This window comes from Mycobacterium sp. NPDC048908, from assembly GCF_043197955.1.
Classification (GTDB): domain Bacteria; phylum Actinomycetota; class Actinomycetes; order Mycobacteriales; family Mycobacteriaceae; genus Mycobacterium.
The window spans coordinates 23,103-48,925 of record NZ_JBICUE010000016.1 but is presented as its reverse complement, the minus strand read 5'-3'; the positions used below and the strand labels follow the sequence as shown (position 1 = coordinate 48,925).

Annotated in this window: 26 protein-coding genes and 1 pseudogene; 11 read left to right on the top strand and 16 right to left on the bottom strand. The window is 65.8% G+C overall.

Annotated elements, in window-relative coordinates:
- Window positions 1-56 precede the first annotated feature (56 nt).
- Entirely contained in the window at window positions 57-569 is a 513-nt protein-coding gene (locus tag ACGFK1_RS28015; RefSeq protein ID WP_393437507.1) for a hypothetical protein, read from the top strand.
- Here the strand turns inward: ACGFK1_RS28015 and ACGFK1_RS28010 are convergent.
- On the bottom strand, window positions 566-1,216 hold the full coding sequence (locus ACGFK1_RS28010) for a LysE family transporter (RefSeq protein ID WP_393437341.1): 651 nt from the start codon (window positions 1,214-1,216) through the stop codon (window positions 566-568). The two genes, ACGFK1_RS28015 and ACGFK1_RS28010, sit on opposite strands and share 4 nt — an antisense overlap.
- A gap of 45 nt (window positions 1,217-1,261) precedes the next feature.
- Window positions 1,262-3,586, bottom strand: a complete 2,325-nt coding sequence (gene pcrA, locus ACGFK1_RS28005) for a DNA helicase PcrA (protein WP_393437338.1) — start codon at window positions 3,584-3,586, stop codon at window positions 1,262-1,264.
- A gap of 236 nt (window positions 3,587-3,822) precedes the next feature.
- On the opposite strand from pcrA, the gene ACGFK1_RS28000 reads away from it, so the two are divergent.
- A complete protein-coding gene (locus tag ACGFK1_RS28000) occupies window positions 3,823-4,086 on the top strand; it encodes a chorismate mutase (RefSeq protein ID WP_393437336.1) in 264 nt (87 codons plus the stop codon).
- Window positions 4,087-4,152: 66 nt separating this feature from the next.
- Here the strand turns inward: ACGFK1_RS28000 and ACGFK1_RS27995 are convergent, their stop codons facing one another.
- Window positions 4,153-6,066 (bottom strand): acyltransferase family protein, encoded by a 1,914-nt coding sequence (locus ACGFK1_RS27995; protein ID WP_393437334.1) that lies wholly within the window; start codon window positions 6,064-6,066, stop codon window positions 4,153-4,155.
- Between the two features lie 52 nt (window positions 6,067-6,118).
- Complete coding sequence (locus tag ACGFK1_RS27990; protein WP_393437331.1) at window positions 6,119-7,567, bottom strand: NAD-dependent succinate-semialdehyde dehydrogenase; 1,449 nt, start codon at window positions 7,565-7,567, stop codon at window positions 6,119-6,121.
- A 48-nt stretch (window positions 7,568-7,615) separates the two neighbouring features.
- Here ACGFK1_RS27990 and pgi point away from each other — a divergent pair, with 48 nt between their 5' ends.
- The gene (pgi, locus tag ACGFK1_RS27985; RefSeq protein ID WP_393437329.1) at window positions 7,616-9,283 is read left to right on the top strand and encodes a glucose-6-phosphate isomerase; all 1,668 of its coding nucleotides are present in this window, start codon (window positions 7,616-7,618) and stop codon (window positions 9,281-9,283) included.
- A gap of 19 nt (window positions 9,284-9,302) precedes the next feature.
- Here pgi and ACGFK1_RS27980 read toward each other — a convergent pair whose 3' ends face one another.
- The 7 genes and pseudogenes from ACGFK1_RS27980 to ACGFK1_RS27950 all read right to left on the bottom strand — a co-directional run bounded on the left by ACGFK1_RS27980 (window position 9,303) and on the right by ACGFK1_RS27950 (window position 13,579).
- On the bottom strand, window positions 9,303-9,674 hold the full coding sequence (locus ACGFK1_RS27980; RefSeq protein ID WP_393437327.1) for a hypothetical protein: 372 nt from the start codon (window positions 9,672-9,674) through the stop codon (window positions 9,303-9,305).
- 50 nt (window positions 9,675-9,724) lie between these two features.
- Window positions 9,725-10,474: an SDR family oxidoreductase gene (locus ACGFK1_RS27975; RefSeq protein ID WP_393437324.1), complete on the bottom strand. Its 750-nt coding sequence runs from the start codon at window positions 10,472-10,474 to the stop codon at window positions 9,725-9,727.
- Between the two features lie 9 nt (window positions 10,475-10,483).
- Window positions 10,484-10,951, bottom strand: coding sequence for a zinc finger domain-containing protein (locus tag ACGFK1_RS27970; RefSeq protein ID WP_393437505.1), 468 nt, complete (start codon window positions 10,949-10,951; stop codon window positions 10,484-10,486).
- Between the two features lie 186 nt (window positions 10,952-11,137).
- Window positions 11,138-11,380: pseudogene (locus tag ACGFK1_RS27965) on the bottom strand (DNA-formamidopyrimidine glycosylase family protein); the annotation flags it as partial.
- 16 nt (window positions 11,381-11,396) lie between these two features.
- Entirely contained in the window at window positions 11,397-11,789 is a 393-nt protein-coding gene (locus ACGFK1_RS27960) for a phage holin family protein (RefSeq protein WP_393437322.1), read from the bottom strand.
- A 5-nt stretch (window positions 11,790-11,794) separates the two neighbouring features.
- A complete protein-coding gene (gene cobF, locus ACGFK1_RS27955) occupies window positions 11,795-12,538 on the bottom strand; it encodes a precorrin-6A synthase (deacetylating) (RefSeq protein ID WP_393437319.1) in 744 nt (247 codons plus the stop codon).
- Between the two features lie 15 nt (window positions 12,539-12,553).
- Complete coding sequence (locus ACGFK1_RS27950; RefSeq protein WP_393437316.1) at window positions 12,554-13,579, bottom strand: YihY/virulence factor BrkB family protein; 1,026 nt, start codon at window positions 13,577-13,579, stop codon at window positions 12,554-12,556.
- Window positions 13,580-13,686: 107 nt separating this feature from the next.
- Between ACGFK1_RS27950 and ACGFK1_RS27945 the strand changes: the two genes are divergently transcribed.
- Window positions 13,687-14,577: a diiron oxygenase gene (locus ACGFK1_RS27945; RefSeq protein ID WP_393437313.1), complete on the top strand. Its 891-nt coding sequence runs from the start codon at window positions 13,687-13,689 to the stop codon at window positions 14,575-14,577.
- Window positions 14,574-14,858 (top strand): DUF4873 domain-containing protein, encoded by a 285-nt coding sequence (locus ACGFK1_RS27940; RefSeq protein ID WP_393437310.1) that lies wholly within the window; start codon window positions 14,574-14,576, stop codon window positions 14,856-14,858. Before ACGFK1_RS27945 ends, ACGFK1_RS27940 begins: the two co-directional genes overlap by 4 nt.
- Here the strand turns inward: ACGFK1_RS27940 and ACGFK1_RS27935 are convergent.
- Both ACGFK1_RS27935 and ACGFK1_RS27930 read right to left on the bottom strand, forming a co-directional pair.
- Complete coding sequence (locus ACGFK1_RS27935) at window positions 14,788-16,002, bottom strand: MFS transporter (protein WP_393437308.1); 1,215 nt, start codon at window positions 16,000-16,002, stop codon at window positions 14,788-14,790. The genes ACGFK1_RS27940 and ACGFK1_RS27935 overlap by 71 nt on opposite strands.
- 20 nt (window positions 16,003-16,022) lie before the next feature.
- On the bottom strand, window positions 16,023-16,292 hold the full coding sequence (locus tag ACGFK1_RS27930; protein ID WP_393437305.1) for a DUF4235 domain-containing protein: 270 nt from the start codon (window positions 16,290-16,292) through the stop codon (window positions 16,023-16,025).
- A 66-nt stretch (window positions 16,293-16,358) separates the two neighbouring features.
- Here ACGFK1_RS27930 and ACGFK1_RS27925 point away from each other — a divergent pair, with 66 nt between their 5' ends.
- From ACGFK1_RS27925 to ACGFK1_RS27910, 4 genes are all read left to right on the top strand, one after another.
- Window positions 16,359-17,225, top strand: a complete 867-nt coding sequence (locus ACGFK1_RS27925) for an LLM class flavin-dependent oxidoreductase (protein ID WP_393437302.1) — start codon at window positions 16,359-16,361, stop codon at window positions 17,223-17,225.
- A gap of 81 nt (window positions 17,226-17,306) precedes the next feature.
- Window positions 17,307-18,323 carry a chemotaxis protein CheB gene (locus tag ACGFK1_RS27920; RefSeq protein ID WP_393437299.1) on the top strand — a complete coding sequence of 339 codons (1,017 nt, stop codon included), beginning with the start codon at window positions 17,307-17,309 and terminating at the stop codon, window positions 18,321-18,323.
- A 34-nt stretch (window positions 18,324-18,357) separates the two neighbouring features.
- A complete protein-coding gene (locus ACGFK1_RS27915; RefSeq protein WP_393437502.1) occupies window positions 18,358-19,071 on the top strand; it encodes a sulfate transporter in 714 nt (237 codons plus the stop codon).
- A gap of 94 nt (window positions 19,072-19,165) precedes the next feature.
- The gene (locus ACGFK1_RS27910; protein ID WP_393437500.1) at window positions 19,166-20,962 is read left to right on the top strand and encodes a CheR family methyltransferase; all 1,797 of its coding nucleotides are present in this window, start codon (window positions 19,166-19,168) and stop codon (window positions 20,960-20,962) included.
- Here ACGFK1_RS27910 and ACGFK1_RS27905 read toward each other — a convergent pair.
- The 3 genes from ACGFK1_RS27905 to ACGFK1_RS27895 all read right to left on the bottom strand — a co-directional run bounded on the left by ACGFK1_RS27905 (window position 20,959) and on the right by ACGFK1_RS27895 (window position 23,659).
- Complete coding sequence (locus ACGFK1_RS27905) at window positions 20,959-21,351, bottom strand: hypothetical protein (protein WP_393437296.1); 393 nt, start codon at window positions 21,349-21,351, stop codon at window positions 20,959-20,961. The two genes, ACGFK1_RS27910 and ACGFK1_RS27905, sit on opposite strands and share 4 nt — an antisense overlap.
- Before the next feature lie 62 nt (window positions 21,352-21,413).
- A complete protein-coding gene (locus ACGFK1_RS27900; RefSeq protein ID WP_393437294.1) occupies window positions 21,414-22,418 on the bottom strand; it encodes a helix-turn-helix transcriptional regulator in 1,005 nt (334 codons plus the stop codon).
- A gap of 56 nt (window positions 22,419-22,474) precedes the next feature.
- Window positions 22,475-23,659 carry an ROK family protein gene (locus ACGFK1_RS27895; protein ID WP_393437291.1) on the bottom strand — a complete coding sequence of 395 codons (1,185 nt, stop codon included), beginning with the start codon at window positions 23,657-23,659 and terminating at the stop codon, window positions 22,475-22,477.
- An 86-nt stretch (window positions 23,660-23,745) separates the two neighbouring features.
- Here ACGFK1_RS27895 and ACGFK1_RS27890 point away from each other — a divergent pair, with 86 nt between their 5' ends.
- On the top strand, window positions 23,746-24,969 hold the full coding sequence (locus ACGFK1_RS27890; RefSeq protein ID WP_393437289.1) for an MFS transporter: 1,224 nt from the start codon (window positions 23,746-23,748) through the stop codon (window positions 24,967-24,969).
- Window positions 24,970-24,973: 4 nt separating this feature from the next.
- Window positions 24,974-25,735, top strand: coding sequence for an SDR family NAD(P)-dependent oxidoreductase (locus tag ACGFK1_RS27885; RefSeq protein WP_393437287.1), 762 nt, complete (start codon window positions 24,974-24,976; stop codon window positions 25,733-25,735).
- The last annotated feature ends 88 nt before the right edge of the window (window positions 25,736-25,823 follow it).

The following is a 25,823-nucleotide window of genomic DNA, read 5'->3' as shown; positions in this document are numbered from 1 at the left end:
CAACCTCTGACGAATTACCACGCATCCGGCGCAACGGCGGCACGCCGTCGTCACCGATGCCTGCCGAGGCTGAACCGAAGACGAGCATCATTCGGCGCCACCCGACGGGTGAATTTCCGGCCCTGAGCGAGCCGCAGACGCAGTACATTCCGAGGGCCAAGCCCGTCGCCGTCGGCACGCCGCACTCGGCGCGCGCCACCCCGACCGCGGCCATCGCCACCACCATCGCCGCCATCCTGTCCGGCTGGGCCACCGCCGTCATCGCCACCGACCTGATCACGGGTTGGTGGCGGTCGGATCGACTGTTCTGCGTGGCTATCGGGTTTCTCACCGCGGTGTCCGCCTCCGCGCTCATCAGCGGGCTGATCGCGCTGCTGCTGCGGCGGCGGATGGGCCGGCTGTTGATCGTCGTCGGCGCGATCGTGGCGCTGCTGATCTTCTCGGGCCTTTTCGTTGCGGGGGCCAACCTGGCGCCGGTGGTCTACGCCATCCCCGTGCTGCCGCTGGCGAGCATCCTGTTCGCACTGCTGCCCACCACGGGCCGCTGGTCCCGCAGCGGGTCGGGTTAAGCCGTCGCGGCCCTGCGCACCAGCGCCAGCACCACCGCCGCGGTGGCGAACAGGCCGGAGAAGCACCGGTTCAGCAGCCGTTGTCGGCGTGCGCCCAGCGCCTTGAGCAGCCGCGTCGCCAGGCCCGCGTACACACTCATCACCACGATGTCGGTGGTGATGAACGTCAACCCGATCACCAGGTATTGCGGCGGCAGCGGTGCGGTCGGCGCGACGAACTGCGGCAGCACTGCAAGATAGAACACCAGCGCCTTGGGGTTGGTCACGTTGACCAGAAAGCCCCTCGCCAGCAAGGAAATTCCCGCGCGAGGCGGCGCACCGGTGACCTTATCGGTCAGAGCGGACGCGGATGCGCGCCATTGGCGCACGGCGAGGTAAAGCAGATACAGGACGCCGGCGAACTTGATGATCGTGAACGCCAGGATCGACTTGGCGACGATCGCGCCGACGCCAAGCGCTACCAGGGTGAGTTGCAGCAGCAGACCCAGTTCCTGGCCGACGATGCTCCAGTATGACCGCAACAGGCCGTGGCTCAGGCCGCTCGCCATTGACTGGATCGCTCCCGCACCAGGGGAGAACGCGATCGCGATCGACGCGCCGAGGAAGCCGAGCCACAAATGCCAGTCGCTGGAGACGGTGTGCACCACAGCGGGGTCAACGTCGAACGGGCACCGGATTGTTCACTTCACCCTTTACAGCTTGCTGACAGGTGCGTGGTTGTGCATCAGCTTCACCCGGCCTGCGCTGCCGAAGTCGATCAGCGACATCGCCGACTCCCCCACCCCGGACACTTCCTCGACGCGGCCGAGACCGTACTTGTCGTGGGTGACCCGGTCGCCGGGCTCGAGCACCAGCAGCGGGCGCTTGCCTGCCGCCGACCGGGTGGGCGCCGGACGCGGCGTCCCGAACCTGCCCGCACCGCTTACAGGCGCGGACAGCGACGGCGGCGGTTCGACGCGCCGCCAGTCGATGAGCTCCTGCGGGATTTCCTTCAGGAAGCGCGATTCCGGGTTCAGCATCGGCTGACCCCACGACGACCGAACCCTGGCCCTGCTCACGTACAACCGCTGCCGGGCCCTGGTGATCCCGACGTACGCCAGTCGCCGCTCCTCGGACAGCTCGGTCGGGTCGCCGAGCGCCCGCATGTGCGGGAACATGCCGTCCTCCCAGCCGGTCACGAACACCACCGGGAATTCCAGCCCCTTGGCGGTGTGCAGGGTCATCATCGTCACCACGCCTGAGCCGTGCTCGGGCAGTTCGTCGGCGTCGGCGACCAGCGACACCCGCTCCAGGAACTGCGACAGCACGCCGGTGTCCGGAATGTCCTCGTCTTCGGGGTCGATCTCTTCCGTGGCCTGGGCGTTGGCCAGGTCGGTGCTGAATTCGTGCGCGACGCTGACCAATTCGTTGAGGTTGTCCAACCGCGCCAGATCCTGCGGGTCGCTCGAGGATTCCAGCTCGGTGCGGTAGCCGGTGCGGTCGAGGACCGCATCAACGACACTGCCCAGTTCACCGTCGAGACGACCACGCAAATCGTCAAGCAGCTCAACGAAATTCGCTATGCACTTCTCCGCGCGGGTGTTGAGCATCGGCACCTTGCCCGCGGCGGCGGCCTGCAGCGCGTCGTTGAAGCTCAATCCGGTGTTCTCGGCATACACCGCCACACACGCCTCGGCGCGGTCACCGATGCCGCGGCGCGGGGTGTTCAGGATGCGCCGCATGCTCACCGAATCACCGGGGTTGTCGAGCACCCGCAGATACGCGACGATGTCTCGGATCTCCCGGCGTTCGTAAAACCTGACCCCGCCAACGACTTTGTACGGGATGCCCGCGCGGATGAAGACCTCTTCCAACGCTCGAGACGAGTTGTTGGTCCGGTAGAACACCGCAACGTCGTTGTAGCTGATCTCACCACGGTCGGCGAGCGCGTCGATCTCCTCGGCGACGAACCGCGCCTCGTCGTGCTCGTTGTCGGCGACGTAGCCGACGATGAGCTCGCCTTCCCCCGCGTCGGTCCACAGCCGCTTCTCACGACGGCCCGCGTTGCGGGAGATCAGCGAGTTGGCCGCAGACAGGATGTTCTGCGTCGAGCGGTAATTCTGTTCCAGCAGAATCGTTGTGGCGTTGGGAAAGTCGCGTTCGAAGTCCTCGATGTTTCGGATGGTGGCACCCCGGAACGCGTAGATCGACTGGTCGGCGTCGCCGACCACGCACAGCTCGGCCGGGGCGACCCCGTCTTCGGTTTCCCGCCCGACCAGCTCGCGCACCAACACGTACTGCGCGTGGTTGGTGTCCTGATACTCGTCGACGAGGATGTGCCGGAACCGCCTGCGGTAGTACTGCGCAATTTGCGGAAAGGCTTGCAGCACAGCGACTGTCTCGCCGATCAGGTCGTCGAAGTCCAGCGCGTTGGCCGCCCGCAGCCTGCGCTGGTATTCGGCGAAGACCTCGGCGATGATCCGCGGCAGGTCCTCCATCGCATTCGATGCGTCGTAGGCCGCCTGCTCCGGGCCGATCAACTCGTTCTTCAAGTTGGAGATCCCGTTGGCCAGCAGGCGCGGCGAGTACCGCTTGGTGTCCAGCCCCATGTCCTTGCCGATCATCAGCAGCAGCCGCCGCGAGTCGTCGGCGTCGTAGATCGAGAAGTTGGAGTTCAGGCCCGGCAGGAGCGACGCCTGGTTGCGCAGGATCCGCACACAGGAGGAATGGAAGGTGGAAATCCACATGTTCCTGGCCCGGGGCCCGACCAGCTGCACCACGCGTTCGCGCATTTCGGCTGCGGCCTTGTTGGTGAACGTGATGGCCAACACCTGACCGACGCCGACCTCGCGGGCCGCCAGTAGGTAAGCGATGCGCCGGGTCAGCACCGCGGTCTTGCCGGAGCCGGCGCCCGCGACGATCAGCAGGGGCGTGCCTTCGTGCAGCACTGCCTCGCGCTGTTGTGGGTTCAGGCCGTCCAGCAGGGCTTCGGCCTGCTCATTCGGGCTGGAATTCAGGTCGGTCACGTGCAAACTCATGTCTGTCCCAACTTACCGCCGCGCGGCGACACTCTTTGCGCTCCCACCGCCTCAAATGGCACACTTCTAGACGTGCTCATCAAGCAGTGCCGATTTTTCTACGGGTACCGGCCAGCGGTGCCCGTGGTCTAGCTGCTTCCAAGAGCCCCGCGGTCCGCTTCCGGATCCGGGGCTCGTCTCTTGTGTGAGGCCCGAATACCGGACGAGGCCGAAAACCCACACAATGAGGAGCCGAAATGACTATCGAAATGGAAACCGTGGCTGAGATTGACGACCTGCGCCGCGAGATCGACGAGCTCGACGCGGCGATACTTGACGCCGTCAAACGGCGCACCGAGGTATCCAAGCTGATCGGCAAGGCGCGGATGGCCTCCGGCGGCACCCGATTGGTGCACAGCCGCGAGATGAAGGTCATCGAGCGCTACAGCGAGCTGGGTCCCGACGGCAAGGACCTGGCGATGCTGCTGCTCCGCCTGGGGCGCGGTCGGCTCGGGCACTGAGTTCTTCTAGCGATTTGTGGAGCCGCAGCCGCGGTGAGCGCGGCTAACACTCCACAAATCACCGCTTCAGCGCTTCAGCGCATCGGCCAGCCACGGCGTCAACCACTTGACGGCCTCCGGCGTCGGATGCACACCGTCCATGCGCATCTTGATGCCGTCGACCGTGTTGGTGTAGTAGCCGTTCGGGCCCAGCTTCTTGTTCAGGTCGAGCACGGCGACGTTCGGCCGGTTGCCAATGACGCTGCGCAACAACTTGTTCCACCGATCGGCGCGCACGGGCTGGTCTTCTGGATAGAGGCTGCCGTCGGCTCGCTCACCGCGGCGGTTGTACGGCTCGGTGGTCACCACCACCCGCGCGCCCGTCGACGTCAGCATGTCGAGCGCGCGCTGCAGTTCGCCGCGGAGATACGCGTCGTATCCGTTGTCGCCGATATGCGTCCAGTGGCCCTCGTTGACCCGGTCGACGACCTCCCAGCGGCCGATGATCAGCAGCACGACGTCGGGCCGGTCGTGGTTGATCCGCTGCGACCACCGCGCAGGCCAGTCGTCGCATTCGGGCTTCTGAGGCAGCGTCTCGCCGGCGTACTTGTAGGGCCCGCCGCGAGCCACCCCGCAGCCGATCGTCGTGTAGTTGGAGAAGCTCAGCCCCGGCGTCGGCGGCAAGTAGCGCATCATCGTCCACGCCACCGAGTCCCCGAAAACCGCGACCCGTTTGGTGCCCGGTGCCAGCTGGCCCGATGGCGCCTTCACCTCGACGGGTACTTCCGGCGCGATCAGCGCCGCCGAGTCGATGCTGCTGAGGCCCGTCTCGGCCGGTTTGACGTTCACCGGCAGCACCGTCATCGTCACCGCCGCCGCGGTTGCCGCCGTCGCACCCGCCAACGGCAGCATCGGGACGAACACCGGCCGCCATCGCCGGATCGGCTGCTCGAGCAGCCACCACGATGCCGTCGCGACCGCGACCGTCGCTGCGCACCGCACCGCAAAGAGCGGCCATCCCGACCAGCCCGTGCGCTCCCCGTTCAGCGCAAGAAAGATCGGCCAGTGCCACAGGTAGACGCCGTAGGAGACGGCGCCAAGCCACACCAGCGGCCGCCACGCCAGCGCCTTCGCGACGGGTGAGCCCTGGTCCAGAGCCACCGGCGCCACTACGAGCACCGCGGCGAGCGCTACCGCGATCAGCAGCCCGTACCGGAAATCGCGGGCGCTACCCGTGGCGAAGTGCGCGAGCACCGCCAAACCGGCCAGGCCCACGATCGACAGCGCGGTCGCTGCCCAGCGCCGGTACCGCGTCCGGATCAGAGTCCCGCCCGACGTCAGCACCGTCCAGTCGCGCACCAGCAGGGCGGCCGCGGCGGCGCCGACCAAGAGCGCCTCGATGCGGGTGTCGGTGCCGAAGTAGACCCGGTTGACGTCGGGCGCCATCAGGATCGCGACGGCGGCCGACCCCGCGGCGCCCAGCACCGCGAGCCCGCAGACCGCCCACCGGGCCCGCGCCCCGAACGCCACCGCGACGGCGAGCACGAGCAGCGGCCACAGCAGGTAGTACTGCTCCTCAACGCCGAGTGACCACGTGTGCTGCAGCGGTGACGGCGGGCTGCCCTGCGAGAAGTAATCCGTCTTCTGCGCGACGAACGCCCAGTTGGCCGCCCAGAACAAGGCGGCGACGGCGTCGTCGCGCAGCGTAGCGGTCGCCTCGGCGGGAAAGAACCTGCGCGCGACAACGACCGCCAGCACCATCACGATCAACGCGGGCAGCAGCCGACGGGCACGCCGGATCCAGAAGTCGCGCAGCCGGATTCGGCCGGTGCGCGCCCGCTCGTCGAGCAGCAGCGAGGTGATCAGGAAGCCACTGAGAACGAAGAAGACGTCGACACCGAGGAACCCGCCGGACACGCCGGGGACACCGCCGTGTTCGGCGAGCACGAGAGCCACCGCTACGGCGCGGATGCCGTCCAACGCGGGGATCGCCTGGCGCACTGCGCGAAGTTTAGGTGCCCTCGCGCGCCGGATCTCGAAGGCGCGCTGGCCGCTACTTCGTCAGCGCGATGTACTTGATGTCCAGGTACTCGTCGATTCCTTCGAAGCCGCCCTCACGGCCGAAGCCGGACTCCTTGACGCCGCCGAACGGTGCGGCAGGATCGGAGATCACGCCGCGGTTGACGCCCACCATGCCCGATTCGATGCCCTCGGCGACGCGCAGCGCGCGGTCCAAGGACTGGGTGTAGATGTAGGCCGCCAGACCGTACTCGGTGTCGTTTGCCGCCTCGATGCCCTCTTCCTCGGTGTCGAAGCCGGTGATCGGCGCGACGGGCCCGAACACCTCCTCCTTGAGAATGCGGGCATCGGCGGGGACGTCGGCCAGCACGGTCGCCGGGTAGAAGTTGCCAGGGCCGCCGGGAGCGACGCCGCCGACGGCGACCGTCGCACCGCGTGACACCGCATCGGACACCAGGTCCTCGACGGTGGCGACCTGCTTGGAGTTGATCAACGGACCCAGTGTCGACGACTCGTCGATGCCCTTGCCGAGGGTGAACTCGCTCATCCGCTTGACCAGCTTCTCGGTGAACTCCTCACGGATCGAGTTGGCGACGTGGAAGCGGTTGGCCGCGGTGCAGGCCTCGCCGCCGTTGCGCATCTTCGCGAGGATCGCGCCCTCGACCGCGGCGTCGACGTCGGCGTCGTCGAACACGATGAACGGCGCGTTGCCGCCGAGTTCCATCGACGTGCGCAGCAGCTTGTCGGCTGACTGCTTCACCAGCGCCTTGCCCACACCCGTCGATCCGGTGAACGTCAGCTTGCGCAGCCGGCCGTCGTTGACCAGCGCCTCGGTCACCGGCCCCGGGCTGCTGGTCGGCAGCACCGACAGCACACCCTTGGGCAGACCGGCCTCATCCATCAGCTTGGCCAGCAGCAGCATCGTCAGCGGCGTCTCCTGAGCGGGCTTGACGATCATCGTGCAACCCGCGGCGAACGCGGGTCCCATCTTGCGGGTGCCCATCGCGAGCGGGAAATTCCACGGCGTGATGGCATAGCAGGGGCCGACTGGTTGCTTGGTCACCAGCACACGGCCGGTGCCGTTGGGGCTTGGCGTGAATCTGCCGTGGACGCGGACCGCCTCCTCAGCGAACCAGCGGAAGAACTCGGCGCCGTAGGTGACCTCGCCCATGCTTTCGCGCAGCACCTTGCCCATCTCCAGGGTCATCAGCGTCGCGATGTCCTCGGCGCGTTCGGTGATCTTCTCGAAGACCGCCCGCAAGATCTCGCCGCGCTCCCGTGGTGGGGTGGCCGCCCAGTCCGCCTGCACGGCGCAGGCCGCGTCGAGCGCCGCGATCGCGTCTTCCGCGGTGGCGTCGGCCACGGCGGTCAGCACCTGATCGTCGGACGGGTCGAGAACATTGAATGTCGAGGAGCCTTCGCGTTCCTCACCGCCGATCCACAGACCGGTGGGTACTGACTTCAGCAGCGCTTGGGTGTCCATAACTCTCTCTTACACCTTCGGAGAATTGACCGCACTAGGGTCGTCTACATGACCATCAACACGCAGCAGATTGCCGATATTTCAGCCACTGACGCATGGCAGGCCCTGCAGCGCCATCACAACGAAATCGGTGGTAAAACGCTGCGGGAGTTCTTCGCCGAGGATCCCGAACGCGGCACCGAACTGGCGTTGACGGTCGGCGATCTCTACATCGACTACAGCAAGCACCGGGTGTCTCGGGACACGCTGCGGTTGCTGGTCGACCTTGCCCGCACGGCGCGACTCGAACAGCACCGCGATGCGATGTTCTCCGGTGTGCACATCAACACCTCGGAGAACCGGGCGGTGCTGCACACGGCGCTGCGCGATCCGGTCGGCGTCGAGTTGGACGTCGACGGCCAGAACGTCGTCGAGGACGTGCACGCGGTGCTCGACAAGATGGGCGACTTCACCGACCGGCTACGCAGCGGCGAGTGGACGGGCGCCACAGGTGAGCGCATCAAGACCGTCGTCAACATCGGCATCGGCGGGTCGGATCTGGGGCCGGTGATGGTCTACAACGCGCTGCGCCACTATGCCGACGCGGGCATCTCAGCGCGGTTCGTCTCCAATGTCGACCCCGCGGACCTGGTGGCCAAACTCGACGGACTCGACCCTGCCACAACACTTTTCATCGTCGCATCGAAGACGTTCTCGACGCTGGAGACGCTGACCAACGCGACGGCGGCGCGCCGCTGGCTGACCGATACGCTCGGTGATGCCGCGGTGGCCAAGCACTTTGTCGCCGTGTCGACGAACAAGAAACTGGTCGACGACTTCGGCATCAACACCGAGAACATGTTCGGCTTCTGGGACTGGGTCGGCGGCCGGTATTCGGTGGACAGCGCAATCGGTTTGAGCGTGATGGCGGCGATCGGCCGGGAGCGCTTCGCCGACTTCCTAGCCGGGTTTCACATCATCGACGAACACTTCCGGACCGCGCCGCTGGAAGCCAACGCGCCGGCGCTGCTCGGCCTGATCGGCTTGTGGTACAACAACTTCTTCGGCGCCGAGACGCGTGCGGTATTGCCGTACTCGAATGACCTGAACCGGTTCGCGGCGTATTTGCAACAGCTGACGATGGAGTCGAACGGCAAGTCGGTGCGCGCGGACGGCACACCGGTGGTGACCAGTACGGGTGAGATCTTCTGGGGCGAGCCGGGCACCAACGGCCAGCACGCGTTCTATCAGCTGATCCACCAGGGCACGCGGTTGATTCCCGCCGATTTCATCGGGTTCTCGCAGCCGACAGACGATTTGGCGACCGCCGACGGATCCGGCAGCATGCACGACTTGCTGATGAGCAACTTCTTCGCCCAGACACAGGTGCTGGCGTTCGGTAAGACAGCCGGGGAGATCGCTGCCGATGGCACGCCGCCAGAAGTGGTGCCGCACAAGGTGATGCCGGGCAACCGGCCGTCGACGTCGATCCTGGGCACCAAGCTGACGCCGTCAGTGGTCGGCCAGTTGATCGCGCTGTACGAGCATCAGGTGTTCACCGAGGGCGTCATCTGGGGCATCGACTCGTTCGACCAGTGGGGCGTCGAACTGGGCAAGACGCAAGCCAAGGCGTTGCTGCCGGTGATCACCAGCGACGCCTCGCCTGCCGAGCAGTCGGACACGTCGACGGACGCGCTGGTGCGCCGCTACCGCACCGAGCGCGGACGTACCGCCTGATACCGCGAGCGGCAGAGGGTCAGCCGGCCGGGATGTTGATGCAGCCGACGTTCGGGATGCACCCGCTGGCACCGCCGGGGCCGGCAGAGCCGCCAGGGCCGTAAGGCGACAGCGAACCGGAAGCGCCGCCGCCATCCGCCGAACCGCCAGGGCCATAAGGAATGGCACCCGAGGCGCCGCCGCCGTCAGCGGTACCGGCCGGGCCGTTCGGAATGTTGACATTGGCGCCGCCAGGGCCGACATTGCCGACGTCGCTGCACGGCGTGCCGTCGGCGTTGACACACGGGGGCGGGGGCGCTGGTTCGGCCATCGCGGCTGGGGCTGCGGCGATCGCGGCTGCCGCTGCGCCCGCGAACAGTAAGGGCGTCATCTTCGTCAGTTTTACGATCATGCGGTTCGGCTACCACGCCCGCCGGTTGACTAAACCTATAGAGCGGCTAACTAGGCAAATCTGGCAGCCAGTTCCGGCGGCAACAAGCGCAACACCCCAACCAGCGGCGTCCACGGCCACCTCGGCACCGCGGCCCGGCCCGGTTCACGTTCGATGGCTTCGACCATCGCCTTCGTCCCGGTGTCGTTGTCGACCATCAGCGTCGTGGTGTCGGCCTGTGCGGTCATCTCCGACTCGATGTAGCCGGGTTCGATCACCGTCACCTTGATCGGGCTCTTCGCGTACTCGGCGCGCAGCGACTCGCCAAGCGACGACAGCCCTGCCTTGCTCGCGGCGTACGCCGCCCGCACTCCAGGCACCCCTTTGTTCGCGAGCACCGACGAGATCAACACCAAATGACCACCGCCCGCGGCCATGAACATTTCGATCGCGGTTTCGATCTGTACAAGCGCCGCAACAAGATTCGTCTCGACGGTGGCCTTGTTGGCCCACAGCTTGCCCGACCCGAGCCGCGCACCCTTGCCGATGCCCGCGTTGACGATGATGCGGTCGATGCCACCGAGCGCATCGGACAACTCGGCGAACACCTTCGGCACCTGCTCGTGGTCGTTGACGTCCAGTGCAGCGACCGCCACGGTGATGCCGGGATGGTGCTCGAGTAGTTCGGCGCGCAACTCGTCGAGGCGGTCGGTGCGACGGGCGCACAGCGCCAGGTCGCGCCCCTTCGCGGCGAACTTGCGTGCCATGCCTGCGCCGAGGCCCGACGACGCGCCGGTGATCAGAATCTTCTGACGAGTCACCCGTGCAGCCTATTTGAGCAGCCGCGACAGTCGCCGGTCGGCCAACACCTTGCCGCCGGTCTGACAGGTCGGGCAGTACTGAAAAGACTTGTCCGCGAACGACACCTCACGCACGGTGTCGCCGCAGACCGGACACGGCAGGCCGGTGCGGGCATGCACCCGCAACCCCGATCGCTTCTCCCCCTTCAGCGTTGCGGCCTGCTGCCCCACCGAGCGCGAAACCGCGTCGGTCAGCACGGAGATCATCGCGTCGTGCAGCGCCGCCAGTTGCGCATCGGTCAGTTTGCCCGCGGTGGCGAACGGCGACAGCTTGGCGACGTGCAGGATCTCGTCGCTGTACGCGTTGCCGATGCCTGCGATCACCTTCTGGTCGGTGATCACGGTCTTGATCCGCCCGCTCTGCCCGGCCAGCACGCTCGCCAGTTCCTCGGGGCCCAGCGACAGCGCGTCGGGGCCGAGGGACGCGATGCCGGGCACCTTCGCCGGGTCGTCGACGAGCCATACCGCCAATCGCTTCTGGGTGCCGGCCTCGGTGAGGTCGAAGCCCGGAGCCGCGCCGGCGGCGACATCAGAGCCCGGAGCTGCCTCGGATGGCGAACCCAGGTGCACCCGCAGCGCGATCGGGCCTTTGCCCGGCTTCAGCGGCGCGGCGGCCAGCTTGTCCGACCAACGCAGCCAGCCCGCCCGCGACAGATGCGTGATCAGATGCAGGTCGCCGGCCTGCATGCCGAGGTATTTGCCCCACCGGTTGGCCCCCGTGACGGTGTGTCCGTGCAGCACGTTGATCGGCGGGTCGAACGTCTTGAGCACCGACAGCGCAGAAACGTCGACGCGTTTCACCGTCAACCCGACGGCGTGTCGGCGCAGGTGGTCGGCGAGGGCTTCGACCTCAGGTAGTTCCGGCATGTGTCCAGTGTGCCGGTCAGCGTCGAATGCGGTCGCCTGCGATCAACGACAGCACCCAGCTCACGATCGACAGCACGATCGCCGCCCAGATCGCGGTCCACCAGAAGTCGTCGATGTAGAGACCCCAATGGGTGGTGTGCTCGGTGATCCACGACGTGATCGAGAGCATCAACGCGTTGACCACGATGTGGAACAGCCCGAGGGTGAGGATGTAGAGCGGGATCGAAATCAGTTGCACCAGCGGCTTGATGATCGCGTTGACCAGACCGAAAATCACCGCGACGACGAAGACGATGCCGACCCTGGCCACCGTGGTGTCCCCGCCGATGAAGCTGATGCCGGGAACAATGAGGGTGACCACCCACAACGCGACGCCGGTGAGGGCTGCGCGCAGCAGGAAGCTCGCCATGGCCGCTAGTCTGCCGGGCGCAGCAGGTAGGTGTCCATGATCCAGCCGTGCCTCGCGCGTGCCTGGGCCCGCGTCTGGACTATCGACGGGCCTACCTCACCGACGGTTCCCGACACCAGCAGTTCGTCGGGCGTCCCCAGATAGGCGCCCCACCAGATTCGCGTCTGCGGCGGGCAAACCTGAAACGAGCAGTCCGCGTCCAGCATCACCACCGCACTGCCCGACAACCCTGCCGAGCGCAACTGCCGTCCGGTGGTGACGAGCACCGGTTCACCGACGTCGTTGAGCGGTATGCGGTGTCGCGCGGTCAACGCCTGGATCGCGGTGATGCCGGGAATGACGTCGTAGTCGACGTCCACCCGGGTCGCGACGATGTCCAGGATCCGCAGCGTGCTGTCGTACAGCGACGGGTCGCCCCACGCAAGAAATGCTCCGGTGGCGCCGTCCGCTAGCTCCGCTTCGATCGCGTCGGCCCACATCGCCGCCCGCGCCGCATGCCAATCGGCAACGGCCTGCCGATAGTCGCCGTCCTTGGCTCGCGGCGGATCGGGCAGTTCGACGAATCGGTAGCCCGGTTCGCGGATGAACCGCCGGCAGATCTCGCGCCGCAGCGCCACCAGATCGTCCTTCTGCGATCCCTTGTCCATCGCGAAGAACACGTGCGTGTCGTTGAGCGCCGCCACCGCCTGCGCCGTCACGTAATCCGGATCGCCCGCGCCGATACCGATCACGTGGATCCGTCGAGTCACGGGTGCGAGTATGCGCTAGGACCTCCGGCCCCGCGATCGCCGGAGTCGCCGCGCGCGCTCGATGTCTTTCTTCTCCGCAGCCTCGCCCTTCTTCAGGCCCCGGACATCCTTCGGCGGCAGTTGCAGCTCGCGCTCGGCGGGTAAGCCGGCCTGTAGCTGACGTCCACGCTCGAGTTCGGCATCCAATTCGGCGCCGAACAGCAGCGCCAGGTTGGTGATCCACAGCCACAGCAAGAACACGATCACGCCGGCCAGCGCACCGTATGTCTTGTTGTAGCTGCCGAAGTTCGCGACATAGAAGCCGAATAGAAGCGATGCCACGATCCACACCACGATGGCCACTCCCGCACCGATACTCAGCCACCGGAATTTGGGTTGTTTCACGTTCGGCGTGACGTAGTACAAGATCGCGACGGACACCGCGATGAAGACGAGTATCACCGGCCACTTGATCACGTTCCATGCCGTGACGGCCACATCGCTGAGGCCGACCACGTTCCCGATCGACTCGGCCACCGGTCCGCTGACGGCCAGCATGAACCCGACTACCGCCACCATGATGAGCCCCGCGAGGGTCAGCACCATCTGAACCGGTCGCAGCTTCCACACCGGCCTGCCTTCATCGATCTCGTAGATGCGGTTCATGGCGCGTCCGAAGGCACCGACGTAACCCGATGCCGACCACAGCGCCCCGGCCATGCCGACGATCAGAGCGAGCCCGGCCGAGGGGCTTTCGACGAGTTGTCGAATTGGCTGACGCAACATGTCGACCGCGGATCCGGGCAGGACGTCGTCGGCAATGCCGATGACCGCGTCGGTCGTACGTCGGCCCTGGCCGAACACTCCGAGCAGCGACACCACCACGACCAGAGCCGGGAACAACGCGAGTACGGCGTAATAGGTCAACGCCGCAGCGAGGTCCGTGCACTCGTCGTCGACGAATTCACTCGCCGTCTTCCGCATCACGTACCGCAGTGCGGGCCGGGTCAGGTCGCCCGGCGATTCGGGCTTCTGCGGGTCATCGGGTTCGGTGATCGCCATGCCACGGGCTAACCCGGGCGCGCACAAGTCAAACGCTGACGTCAATACTCCGAGTACCCGGTACCCGAGGTATTGACTGCTTGCGGCGGCGCACTTACCTTTGGGCCATGACTGCACCCGCTCGCGAGGAATTCGCCGGACGACTGCTGAAGGGCTCGGTCAAGAAGTCCTACGCGCCGGTCGTCGACATCGACTGGGATGCGCCACTGGATCCGGACAAGTTCTTCCTTCCGCCCAAGACGGTGTCGCTCTACGGCACTCCGCTGTGGGACAACATGACTCGCGCACAGCAGATCGAGCTGTCGCGGCAGGAACTCGTCAACACGCTGTCCGCAGGCATCTGGTTCGAGAACATCCTCAACCAGGCGCTGTTGCGCAAGATGATGCATCAGGATCCGACCGCGAACGCCACGCACTACGAGTTGACCGAACTGGGCGACGAGACGCGGCACATGGTGATGTTCGGCAAGGCGATCGACCGGGTCGGCGCAAAGCCGGTGCGGCCCAGGTATTACCAGCGGGTCATCATCAACGCGCTGCCGTTCGCGTTTCAGGGCCCGATGTTGTGGGTCGCCGCGTTGATCGGTGAGGAGATCTTCGACTCGTTGCAGCGTCAGATGATGGACGACGACGAACTGCAGCCGATGATTCAGCGGCTCATGCGCATTCACGTCACCGAGGAAGCCAGGCACATCCAGTTCGCCCGCGACGGCCTGCGCAAGCGGGTCCCGCACATGCGGCGGCTGCCGAGGTTCTTCGTCGCCAACATCAACGGCGTGGGCGGCCTGTTCTTCCGTTTCCTGTTCACCAACAAGGTCCAGTACCGGCGCGTCGGCCTGGACGTCGGAGAAGCCCGCCGGATGGCCCGCACCAGCGCGCACCGGCAAAAAACCCAGATCCTCGGCTTCGCGCCGCTGGCCGCTTTCCTCGAAGAGGTCGGCCTGATGGGCCCGATCGCAAGGCGGATGTGGCGGCGCAGCGGCTTCTTACCCCGATGACCGCCGTCTACGACGGCCCCGCCGACATGCGCGTCGATGACGTCAGCTACCCCGTTCGGGTGCGCCTGACCGGGCACACGGACCCCATCGACGGCAAATTCCACTGGCGCGGAATGGTTTTCGAGCTGGCCACCGAGACAACTCCGAAGTTGCCGAAACCGGTTGCCGTGACCATCGGCGACCACACCGCCGAAGCGCAACTGACCGAGGTCACGCCGTGGGGGACGCACTCCGTGGCGGGCGTCGGCGCCCCTCCTTATCCGTTGGAGTCCGACGACTGACCGCCGCCAATAGCAACCCGACCGCGAACAACCCACCGACGATTCCCGAGATCAGCAGCGGAAGCCGGCCGTCGGCGCCCCAGAGAAAACCCGCCCACAGCCCCGCACCCAACACCGCGAAACCGCTCGCGCCCTGGAACACCCCTTGCGCGCTTCCCTGCATCTGCGGGCCGACCAGCGACGAAATCCACGCCTTGCCAACGCCGTCGGTGCATCCGGTGAACAACCCGTACACGCCGATCAGCAGCCATGCCGTGACGGTGTCGGTGGTCAGGCCCAGTCCGGTGTAGCCGATCGCGAAGAACACCAACCCGACGCCGAACACCGCGGGCCGCGGCATGCGGTCAGCCAGCAGTCCGGCCGGGTAGCTCGCCATCGCATATACCGCGTTGTAGATGACGTAGGCCAAGATCACCTCGACGACGGAAAACCCGATCTCGTTGAGCCGCAACAGAAGCAGCGCGTCTGGAAAGTTCACCAGGCCGAACAGCACCAGCGCCGTGGTCACCCGCCAGTAGCGGCGCGGCAACTCCCGCACCCTGGCGAAGACGGCGCGCCGCTCGGCGTGCGGCAGGACGCGACTGGTCTCGCGCACCGCAAACACCAGCGCGACGCTGAGCACCGCCGGCACCACAGCCACCCACAGCAGCGGTGGGATCCGGTGGTCGAGCAATTCATAGCCGGCCAGACCCAGCAGCGGACCGACGACCGCACCCAGCGTGTCCATCGCGCGGTGAAAGCCGAACACCCGCCCTCGCGCCGCGTCGTCGATGTCGACGACCAACAGCGCATCGCGCGGCGCCCCGCGAATTCCCTTGCCGAGCCGGTCGACGACACGCCCGGCGAGCACACCCGGCCATGCCCCGGCGGCCGCCACCATCACCTTGCCGAGGGCCGCCATCCCGTAACCCGTCGCGATCAGTGGCCGCCGCGCGAACCGGTCGCCCAGCGGCCCGGACGCCAGCTTGGTCAGCGACGCCGCGCCTTCGGCCGCGCCTTCGATCGCGCCGACGACCGCCGCGGGCGCGCCCAATACGGACGTCAGATAGATCGGAAGCAGCGGATACAGCAGCTCGCTCGCGGCGTCCTGAAGGAATGAGACAGCCGAGAGCACCCGCACATTGCGGGTCAGCCAAGTGTGCACCTAGGCCATGATGCCTGGCGTCACTGGGGATCCTCGTTCGTCAGCGCCTGGAACCCCTTCGCTTGTCCACGCGCCAGCGCCGCGCGCACGACACCGACGATCAGCCCCTGCACGGCCGCGGCAATGAACGCCTCCCGCGTCGAGCGCGACAGGTCCTGCGGCTCCGGCGGTTCCTGGTCGGAGGGGCTGACCCGCTGCCAGATCTCGGTGAAGATCTTGCCAGCCAGCAGGCCTCCGGCGACGCTGCTTCCGATGGACAGGGGCTTGTACAGTGCTTTGGCCGCGCTCATGACCATCTTCGTTCCCGAGGCCGCGATCCTTAAACACGAAATTAGAACACGTTCTAGTATGTCCGGGTGCGTTTCACTTTCGCCGAGGCGATGACGGATCCTACGTACTACATCCCGCTGGCTAAGGCGGCCGAGGCCGCCGGTTACCACGCGATGACGATCCCGGACAGCGTGGCGTACCCGTTCGAGTCGGAGTCGAAATACCCGTACACCCCCGACGGCAGCCGAGAGTTCTTGGACGGCAAGTCGTTCATCGAGGCCTTTGTGATGGCAGGCGCCCTGTGCGCAGTGACCACGACACTGAGGTTCAACTTTTTCGTTCTCAAACTGCCGATCCGCCCGCCTGCGCTGGTGGCCAAGCAGGCCGGGTCGGTGGCAGCGCTGTTCGACAATCGCCTCGGACTCGGCGTTGGCACCAGCCCATGGCCGGAGGATTACGAACTGATGAATGTGCCGTTCGCCAAGCGTGGAAAGCGAATGGACGAATGTATCGAGATCATCAAAGGCCTTACGTCCGGGGAGTATTTCGAGTTCCACGGCGAGTTCTACGACATCCCCAAAACGAAGATGACCCCCGCGCCGACAAAGCCCATACCCATCCTCGTTGGCGGGCACGCGGAGGCGGCGCTGCGGCGCGCAGCACGGTGCGACGGCTGGATGCACGGTGGCGGAGAACCGGCAGAACTCGACCGATTGATCAAGCGACTCAATCAGATTCGCGACGAAGAAGGCCGGACGGGCCCCTTCGAGATCCACGTCATCTCGCTCGACGCGTTCACCCTCGACGGCATCAAGCGCCTCGAAGACAAGGGCGTTACTGACGTCATCGTCGGTTTCCGCTACCCCTACATCACGGGCCAGGACACCGAACCGTTGGACACCAAGATCCGCCATCTCGAATCGTTCGCCGAAAAGGTGATGGCCAAAATCTGATCGGCGCCAAACTTCCGAGATAGGCGTAGTTTCAACGTCAGGAAGGGGTTATCCAGCGAGGCTTCGGGTAACCGGTGTGCGATGGCAAGCACGACTATCAACGGCGCGCCACGTGGTGTTGTGGTGGTGGGCGCCTCCGCGGGAGGCGTCGAGGCGCTCACTCAATTCGTCTCCGGCCTCCCCGCCGACCTGCCCTATGCGCTAGCCGTGGTGTTGCACATGCCGCCCAATGCGCCGAGCGTGCTGGCGAAGATTCTGGATCGCAGTAGCCCTTTGCACGCAGTGCCTGCGTCTGACGGAGCCGCGCTCGAGGCTGGTGTGATCCACGTCGGCGTGCCAGATCGCCATCTCCTCGTCGCGGACGGGCGTTCCGCGCTCACCGAGGGCCCGACGGAAAACGGCTATCGGCCTGCGATCAACGCCCTGTTTCGATCAGCGGCGTTGAGCTTTGGGCCGCACGCGATCGGGGTGGTGATGTCCGGCGTGCTGGACGACGGCGTACTCGGTGCGGCCGCGGTTAAGTCGATGGGCGGCACCACGATCGTTCAATTGCCCGAGGACGCGCTGTATCCCGCCATGCCGAGCAACGCCATCCGGGCCGGCGTCGTCGACCACCAGGCCGCGGCCCGCGATGTCGGTGCGCTGCTTGCGAAGTTGGCTGACCGTGAGATAAAGGAGCGGGCCGTGGAACCCGACGAAAGCATGGAACTGGAAAACCGCATCGCCATGGGGCCACGATTCTCGACCTCGTTCGACTCCGAGGCGCTTGGCCCGCCGTCCGGCTACACCTGCCCGGACTGCAACGGTTCACTGTTGGCGGTCAGCGCCAGCAATTACCGCTGCCGGGTGGGGCATGCCTGGACTGCCGACGCGCTGCTGGCGGCCAGAGACAATGAGGTCGAAAGCGCTCTGTGGATTGCCTTACGCAGTCTGCAGGAGAAGGTCAAATTATCTCGTAAATTGGCCGAAAATGCCGGCAGCGGAGCACTTTTCAACAAGTACACCGAGGCTGCCCACGAAGCGGAGCGTGCGGTGCAGGTCCTCGGCAAACGATTGACAGAAGCGACCGCGAGCATGGGTGGGCACGGTGGCGGATGACGCTGCGGGACTACTGACCATCGCTACCGAGTCGATGGCCGGGAACATGGTGCTGACACCGCACGGTTTACTCGACAGCATCACCTACCGGTTAATGCGCGACAGCATCATCAAGGCCGCGCTCGACGAACCCGCTGCCGTCATCGTCGACGTCTCCGACCTGTGCGTCCCAGCGGAATCGGCGTGGGTGGTTTTCACGAGCGCACGCTGGCATGTCGGTATCTGGCCGGAGGTCCCGATCATCCTGGTGAATGGGGATCGTCGCGGCCGTTCCGCCATCACCCGCAACGGTGTTACCCGCTACGTCCCGCTGTATCCGACGATTCAGGCGGCGTTGGAGGCTGTGGCTGATGCGGCTGCACCGGTGCGTTACCGCGCACGTGCCGCGCTGCAGGCCGACTCCGGCAGCCTCAGCCGCGGGCGCGAATTGGTGACAGAGTGGTTGACGTCATGGGCGCAACCCGAGCTCATTCCGGTGGCGAAAATCGTCGTGACAACACTGATCGAAAATGTGCTGCGGCACACCCACTGCAGCCCGGGTGTGCGACTGGAGTACGACGGGTCGACGATCACTGTTGCAGTCGAGGACACCTGCCATGCGCCCGCTGTCCTGCGCGAAGCGCCGCGACTGAACGATATGCCGGCGGGACTGCGGATCGTCGCGGCGCTCTGCCGGGCGTGGGGAAACGCACCGACTCCGTCAGGCAAGACGGTGTGGGCCGTGATAGGTCCTGAGAATCGGTTGTAGTCGCGAGTATGTTCAAGTTCGCGGTACACCGTCGGCGAACGGAATTGGTTTGAATGAGCAATCGGAGGAGTCGTTCGAGGCCCTCTTGCACTACATGCGCGACGCGCGGGGATTTGATTTCACCGGCTACAAGCGCACGACGCTGACGCGGCGGGTTCGCCACCGGATGGATCAGGTGGGCTGTGAAACCTACGAGGACTACCTGGATCTCTTACAGGCAAGCTCAGACGAGTTCGCCGCACTGTTCAACACCATCCTCATCAACGTCACCTCATTCTTCCGTGACCCGCCAGCATGGGATTTCGTCAGAGAAGATGTCATCCCGATGCTGCTGGCCGAACGGGCGCCAAATGAGTCGATTCGCGTATGGAGCGCGGGCTGCGCATCGGGCCAGGAGGCGTACACGCTTGCCATGCTGTTGGTGGACGCGCTTGGACCGGACGAATTCCGCCAGCGCATCAAGATCTATGCGACCGACATTGACGAGGAAGCCCTGACCGAGGGACGGTCGGCGGCGTATGACAGCAAGTCCGTCGAATCCGTCCCAACGGAATTGCTCGAACGCTACTTCGAGTCGTCGAACGGCCGCCACGTGTTCCGCAAGGATCTGCGCCGAGCGGTGATCTTCGGCCGAAACGATCTGGTGAAGGATGCCCCCATCTCCAGGGTGGACCTGTTGGTGTGCCGCAACACATTGATGTACATGAACGCTGAGACACAACGACACGTACTGAACCGCTTGCATTTTGCGCTCGCCCCGCGGGGCCGAATGTTCCTCGGCCACGCGGAGATGCTGTTGAGCCACAGTGACCGCTTCACCCCGGTTGACCTGAAAAACCGGATCTTTCGAAAGACCGAAGGTTCGCACAGCGGCGTCGAGTATCTAGGCAATGGATCCGCGACATATGAACGAACTTCCGACACGACGGGGCTTTCGCCGGTACGCGATCTGGCATTTCGCGCGAGCCCCGTGGCCCAGATCGTAGTGACCGGTGACGACACCATCGCAATGATCAATCAGCAGGCCGAGTCCATGTTCAGCCTTTCGGCCCGCGACGTCGGCCGCCGGTTACGTGATCTCGAGGTGTCTTATCGTCCGATTGAACTGCGGACGTACATCGACCAGGCAAAGGTGGAGCGGCGCTCCGCCCGCGTGCAGGATGTCCAATGGCAGCGTCCGGGTGCCGAGTCGGTCTGGTTCGAGATCCACGTAAACCCGCTGGTGGATACCGAGAATGGCTTGCTTGGCGTGTCCGTCGTGTTTTTCGACGTAACTGCGACGAGATTGTTGCTGGACAAGGTCGTCGATACGAATCGGCAGCTCGAGTCGGCATACGAGGAACTGCAGTCCACCAACGAAGAACTCGAGACGACCAACGAGGAACTACAGTCCACGATCGAAGAACTCGAAACCACCAACGAAGAACTGCAGTCCACCAACGAAGAACTCGAAACCATGAACGAGGAACTGCAGTCCACCAACGACGAACTCCACACCATCAACGACGCTCTCCGAGACCGCAGCGTCGAGCTCGAGCACGCCAAGGCGTTTGCCGATTCCCTGATCAACTCGATTCACTTCGGCATGGTGATCGTAGACCGGGAGATGCGGGTGATCGTGTGGAACGGGGGCTGCGAAGACCTGTGGGGCCTGCGGTCCAATGAGACCGTCGGCAAAACGCTGGTGTCTCTCGATATCGGCTTGCCGACCGAACAGATCAAACCCCTGATCGGAAGGGCGTTCGTCGATCCCGAAATCACGGCCGAAACTGCTGTCGACGCCGTGAACCGCCGCGGCCGCCAGGTGCACGTCCGCGTGATGTGTACAGCGTTCCGCTCCGCGCAGGGGACCGTCAACGGCGCGGTGCTGTTGATGGAGATCGAGTCTTAGTCGACATCGGCGGCCTGACGCCGCTCTTCCTCGTCGGCGGCTGCCTTGTCGTGCTGGTGCGCCGCGGCACGGTGCATTTCAGCGGCATCCTGATGCGCGTCGGAGCCGGCTACGTCGAACAGAGCCGCCTGCTCGTGCGCCGCCGCTGCTCGACGATGGGCACGACCGGCATCGACGTGCCTGGCCGCCGAGGCCTGGTGTGCATCGCGCGCCCGAGCCAGAGCCTCCGCGGCGCGCAGTTTCGCCGTTTCGACAGAGCGGGCGGAAGCGGGGACGCCGACCGCCAGGTCGGTGGTGCGCTGGCGCAGCTCGTCGGCTCGCGCGCGGGCCCGCTCGGCGCGATCTGTCGCGGAGGAGGAAGCGGTCTGGTCGCTCTCGTCGGTGCCCATGTGATCCAAACGACGACGTGGGGATGTAATGACGACGCTACGCTCGGGGCGGACCTTTCGGGTCATCCGCGCAAAGTGGTGTGGGGGCTCTGGCCGTACACCTGGCGGTAGATCACGGCGAATCGCCCGGTATGCGCAAAGCCCCAGCGTGCGGCGATGTCGGTGACGGTGGTCTGCATCCGATCGGCGGCGACCAGATCCTGGTGCGCATAGTGCAAGCGCAACCGGCGCAGGTATTGCAGCGGCGTGGTCTCGAGATGTCGCCGAAACATATATTGCACCGCACGCGGGGTGACGTGCACAGCCGCCGCGATATCGGCCACGCCGATGTCGTTGGTCGCGTTCGAATCGATGTACTCCATGGCACGACGCAGAATCACTGGTCTGCTGTCGGTGCGGTCAGGACGCATCGGTCCGCCGGCCAAGGTGTTGGGAAAAGTGGACAGCGTGACGGCAGCCAGCAGCCGGCTCGCATGACCGAGGACGAGCGGCGTGGCGGTCGCGTCGTCGACGAGAACGCATCTCTTCACGTAGTCGACCGTGTGTTTGAAGAGCCGTTTCGCGGTCTCGTCGACCGGCTGAAAACTCGAGAACCGGACGGGCAACGGCGCCTGGCTGCTGGGCAGGCCGGTTGCCACGCCCGCGACAACGGCCTGATCGAGCATCAGCGACGTCACCTTCAGATCGCTCGCGCGCGAGCGATGCGGCAGATCAGGTTGCGACAGCAACGCGATATCGCCCGGCCCGGCTTCGGCCGTCATCCCGTCGCATGTTCCGGAAACCCGGCCTGCCGTCGCCCAGATCGCGACCACATGGTCGAGCGGGTCGGGTGCGGCCTCGAGTTCGCCGGCGAGATAAAGGTCGTCGATGGTAAACGGCCCGACGGAGGTGCGCGCGAACTTCAGCAGCGGGCCTTCCCGCAGGTCACCACCGGGGGGGCGACGCAGTCGCAGCTTCGCGCCGTACGCATCTTCGAGAAAGTCTTCTACGTCGGCAGGGTCTGAAACCTCTACCTGCGAACATTCGGGCTGACGAAGGTCGGCGGCTGCGAGTCCGATAGAAATCACCCCATAAGGTGACGACGCCACGGCGCCGTGTGCTCAGGCGCCCTGATACCGGGAGTTTACCCTGCTCGTCGAACCCGCGCGTCGATCGCGGAGGGGCTCAGCACCTGGTCGAGCACCATGGTCGCGCTCCCGATCACCCCTGAGCGGTCGCCATAGGTAGACGGCACCACCTGCAGCACCCTGGTGGCAAGCGCAGTTGCGTTGCCGTACAACGTTTCTCGTAAGCCCGCCACAAAAACATCGTAGGCGCCCGCGATATCGCCCGCGACCACGAGGACGGCCGGGTTGAGCAGGTTCACTGCGGCGGCAAGTACTTCGCCGACATGCCGGCCGCTGTCGCGGATCATCCGCCGCGCATCCGGATCGCCGCTGTTGGCCAGATCCACCACGTCACGCACATGGCCGACCTTGCGGTCGGCGGCCTGCAGCGCCTTGACCAGGGCCCAACCGCCCGCGATCGCCTCGAGGCACCCGCTGTCGCCGCATCGGCACGGCAGGCCGGCAGCGGCGGCGATCTTGTTGTGGCCGAATTCGCCTGCCGCCTGCACGGCGCCGCGTTGGAGCACACCGCCCGCGATGATGCCCGCGCCGAGACCCGTCGACGCCTTGAGCACCAGCAGATCGTCGAACACTTGCCGCTCGCCGCGCCGCTCGGCCAGCGCGATCACCTTCGCATCGTTGTCGAGAACCACTGGCGCGTCGGTCAATTCGGCGAAGAACGGCGGCAGCGGCACACCGTCCCAGCCGCTCATGATCGGCGAATCCAGGCTGCATCCGAGGCCGCGGTCCACGGTGCCGGGCAGGCTCACCCCAACGCCGTAGATGCTGCGGTCGCGCAGACCGCAGTCGTCGAGCAGCGCGTCAAACCGCTTGACGATGTCGGGCATCAGGTCGTCGGGACCCACACCGGGTTCCTGGTCTATATCGGTGGCGGACAGGATTTCACCGGCGAGGTCGCATACGGCCAGTTGGGTGCGGCTACGGCCGATCGCCGCCGACAACACCACACCGCCGTCGGCGTTGAAGGTCACGAAGCCGGCGGGGCGCCCGCCGGTGGACGGCGCCAACTCCCGCTCGACGATCAAACCCGACGCGGCCAGTGCTGCCACGCGCGCTGCTACCGCCGTGCGGGACAGCCCGGTGCGGCGGCCGATCTCGGTGCGGGTGATGTGTCGTTCCGCCCTGATCAAGCCGAAAACCTCGCCGGCGGACGTCAACGCTGACGTCCGAAATATAGCCATAGTGACAGCGTAACTCGCATCACTTTTGCCGTTCAAATACTAAAGTGGAGTTGCTTGACAGCTGAAGTCTGCCTAACGTGTGCCGAGTGACCGCCTCCCTGGATCGACCGACCCCGCTGTCCGTCGTCTCACCCGCTCCTGCCGTGCGCTGGCTGGCCGTGCTGGCGCTGGCGCTGGGCGGATTCGCCATCGGCACCACCGAGTTCGTCGCGATGGGCTTGCTGCCCGACATCGCGTCGACACTCGGCATCACCGAACCGACCGCTGGTCACGTCATCTCCGCATACGCGATGGGGGTGGTCATCGGTGCTCCGGTGATCGCGGCGCTTGCCGCCCGGGTGCCGCGTAGGGCGCTGCTGCTCGCGCTGATGGCCGTGTTCACGCTCGGCAATCTGGCCAGCGCTCTGGCCCCGTCATACGGCACGCTGATGATCGCCCGATTCGTCGCGGGCGTCCCGCACGGTGCGTACTTCGGGGTCGCTGCGCTGGCGGCCACCCACTTGATGGGGCGGCGGAACCGGGCCAAGGCTGTCGCACACGTCATGTGTGGGCTGACCGTGGCCACGGTGCTGGGTGTGCCGCTGGCGTCCTGGCTGGGCCAAGCGCTGGGATGGCGCAGCGCGTTCGGGCTTGTGGTGGCGATCGGCGTCGCCACCTTGGCCGCGTTGTCCTCATGGTTGCCCGCTGCGTTGCGAACCATGCACGTCACCAGTCCGCTGACCGAACTGGGCGCACTCAAGCGGGTCCAGGTCTGGCTGGCGCTGGCCGTCGGGATGATCGGGTTCGGCGGCATGTTCGCCGTGTACACCTACATCAGCACCACGATGACCGACGTCGCGGGGCTACCACGGGCACTGGTTCCGTTGGCGCTCATGGTCTTTGGCCTCGGCATGGTGGTCGGCAACCTGGTCGGCGGGCGGCTGGCGGACCTGTCGGTGGTTCGTGCGCTGTATGTGTCCATGATTGCGCTTGGGGTCATCCTGGCAGTGTTCGTGGCCGCCTCACACCAACCGGTGACGGCCCTTGCTGTGCTGTTCGGCATCGGTGCGGCGGGGTCGGCCGTCGGACCGGCGTTGCAGACCCGGTTGATGGATGTCGCGCACGACGCACAGACATTGGCGGCGGCCCTGAACCATTCGGCGCTGAACATCGGCAACGCGACCGGCGCCTGGGTCGGCGGCCTGGTGATCGCGGCGGGATTCGGCTACACCGCGCCCGCCGCCGCCGGTGCGCTGCTGGCCGCGGCGGGCATTGGGGTGCTCACCGTGTCGGTGGCACTGCAGGGTCGTCAGCGTCGTCGGCTAGCCTGACCGGGTGTCCGTACTCGACAAGTTCCGACTCGACGACAAGGTCGTCATCGTCACCGGTGCCTCGTCCGGACTCGGCGTGTCATTCGCGCAGGCGTGCGCGGAGGCCGGTGCCGACGTCGTACTGGCCGCACGGCGGGTCGACAAGCTCTATGCCACAGCGCGTCTCGTCGAGGAGGCCGGCCGACGTGCCCTGACGGTCGCGACCGACGTGGCCGATCCGGCGCAGTGCCAGACCATGGTCGACGCGGCGATCGCCGAGTTCGGCCACGTCGACGTGTTGGTCAACAACGCCGGGGTGGGCACCGCGGTGCCCGCCACCCGTGAGACGCCCGATGAGTTCCGCGCCGTCGTCGACATCAACCTGAACGGCTCCTACTGGGCGGCTCAGGCGTGCGGCAAGGTGATGCAGCCGGGCAGTTCGATCGTGAACATCTCCAGCATTCTGGGCATCACCACTGCCGGGCTACCGCAGGCCGCGTACAGCGCGAGTAAGGCCGCCATCGCGGGCCTGACTCGAGACTTGGCTCAGCAGTGGGGTTCCCGCAAGGGCATCCGCGTCAATGCGATCGCGCCGGGATTCTTCGAGTCCGAGATGACCGATGCGTACGCGCCCGGTTACATCGAGAGCATGAAGCCGCGAGTGTTGTTGGGCCGCATGGGTGATCCGACAGAACTCGCCGCCACGCTGGTGTGGCTGGCATCGGAAGCGGGCGGCTTCGTCACCGGCCAGACCATCGTCGTCGACGGCGGCGTGACGATCACCTGACCCGCAAACACACTCATAGCGACCGCATATGTTTGTGTTCACTATGAACAGCTAGCGATCCTAGGACGTGCTCCCGACACTGGAGGGC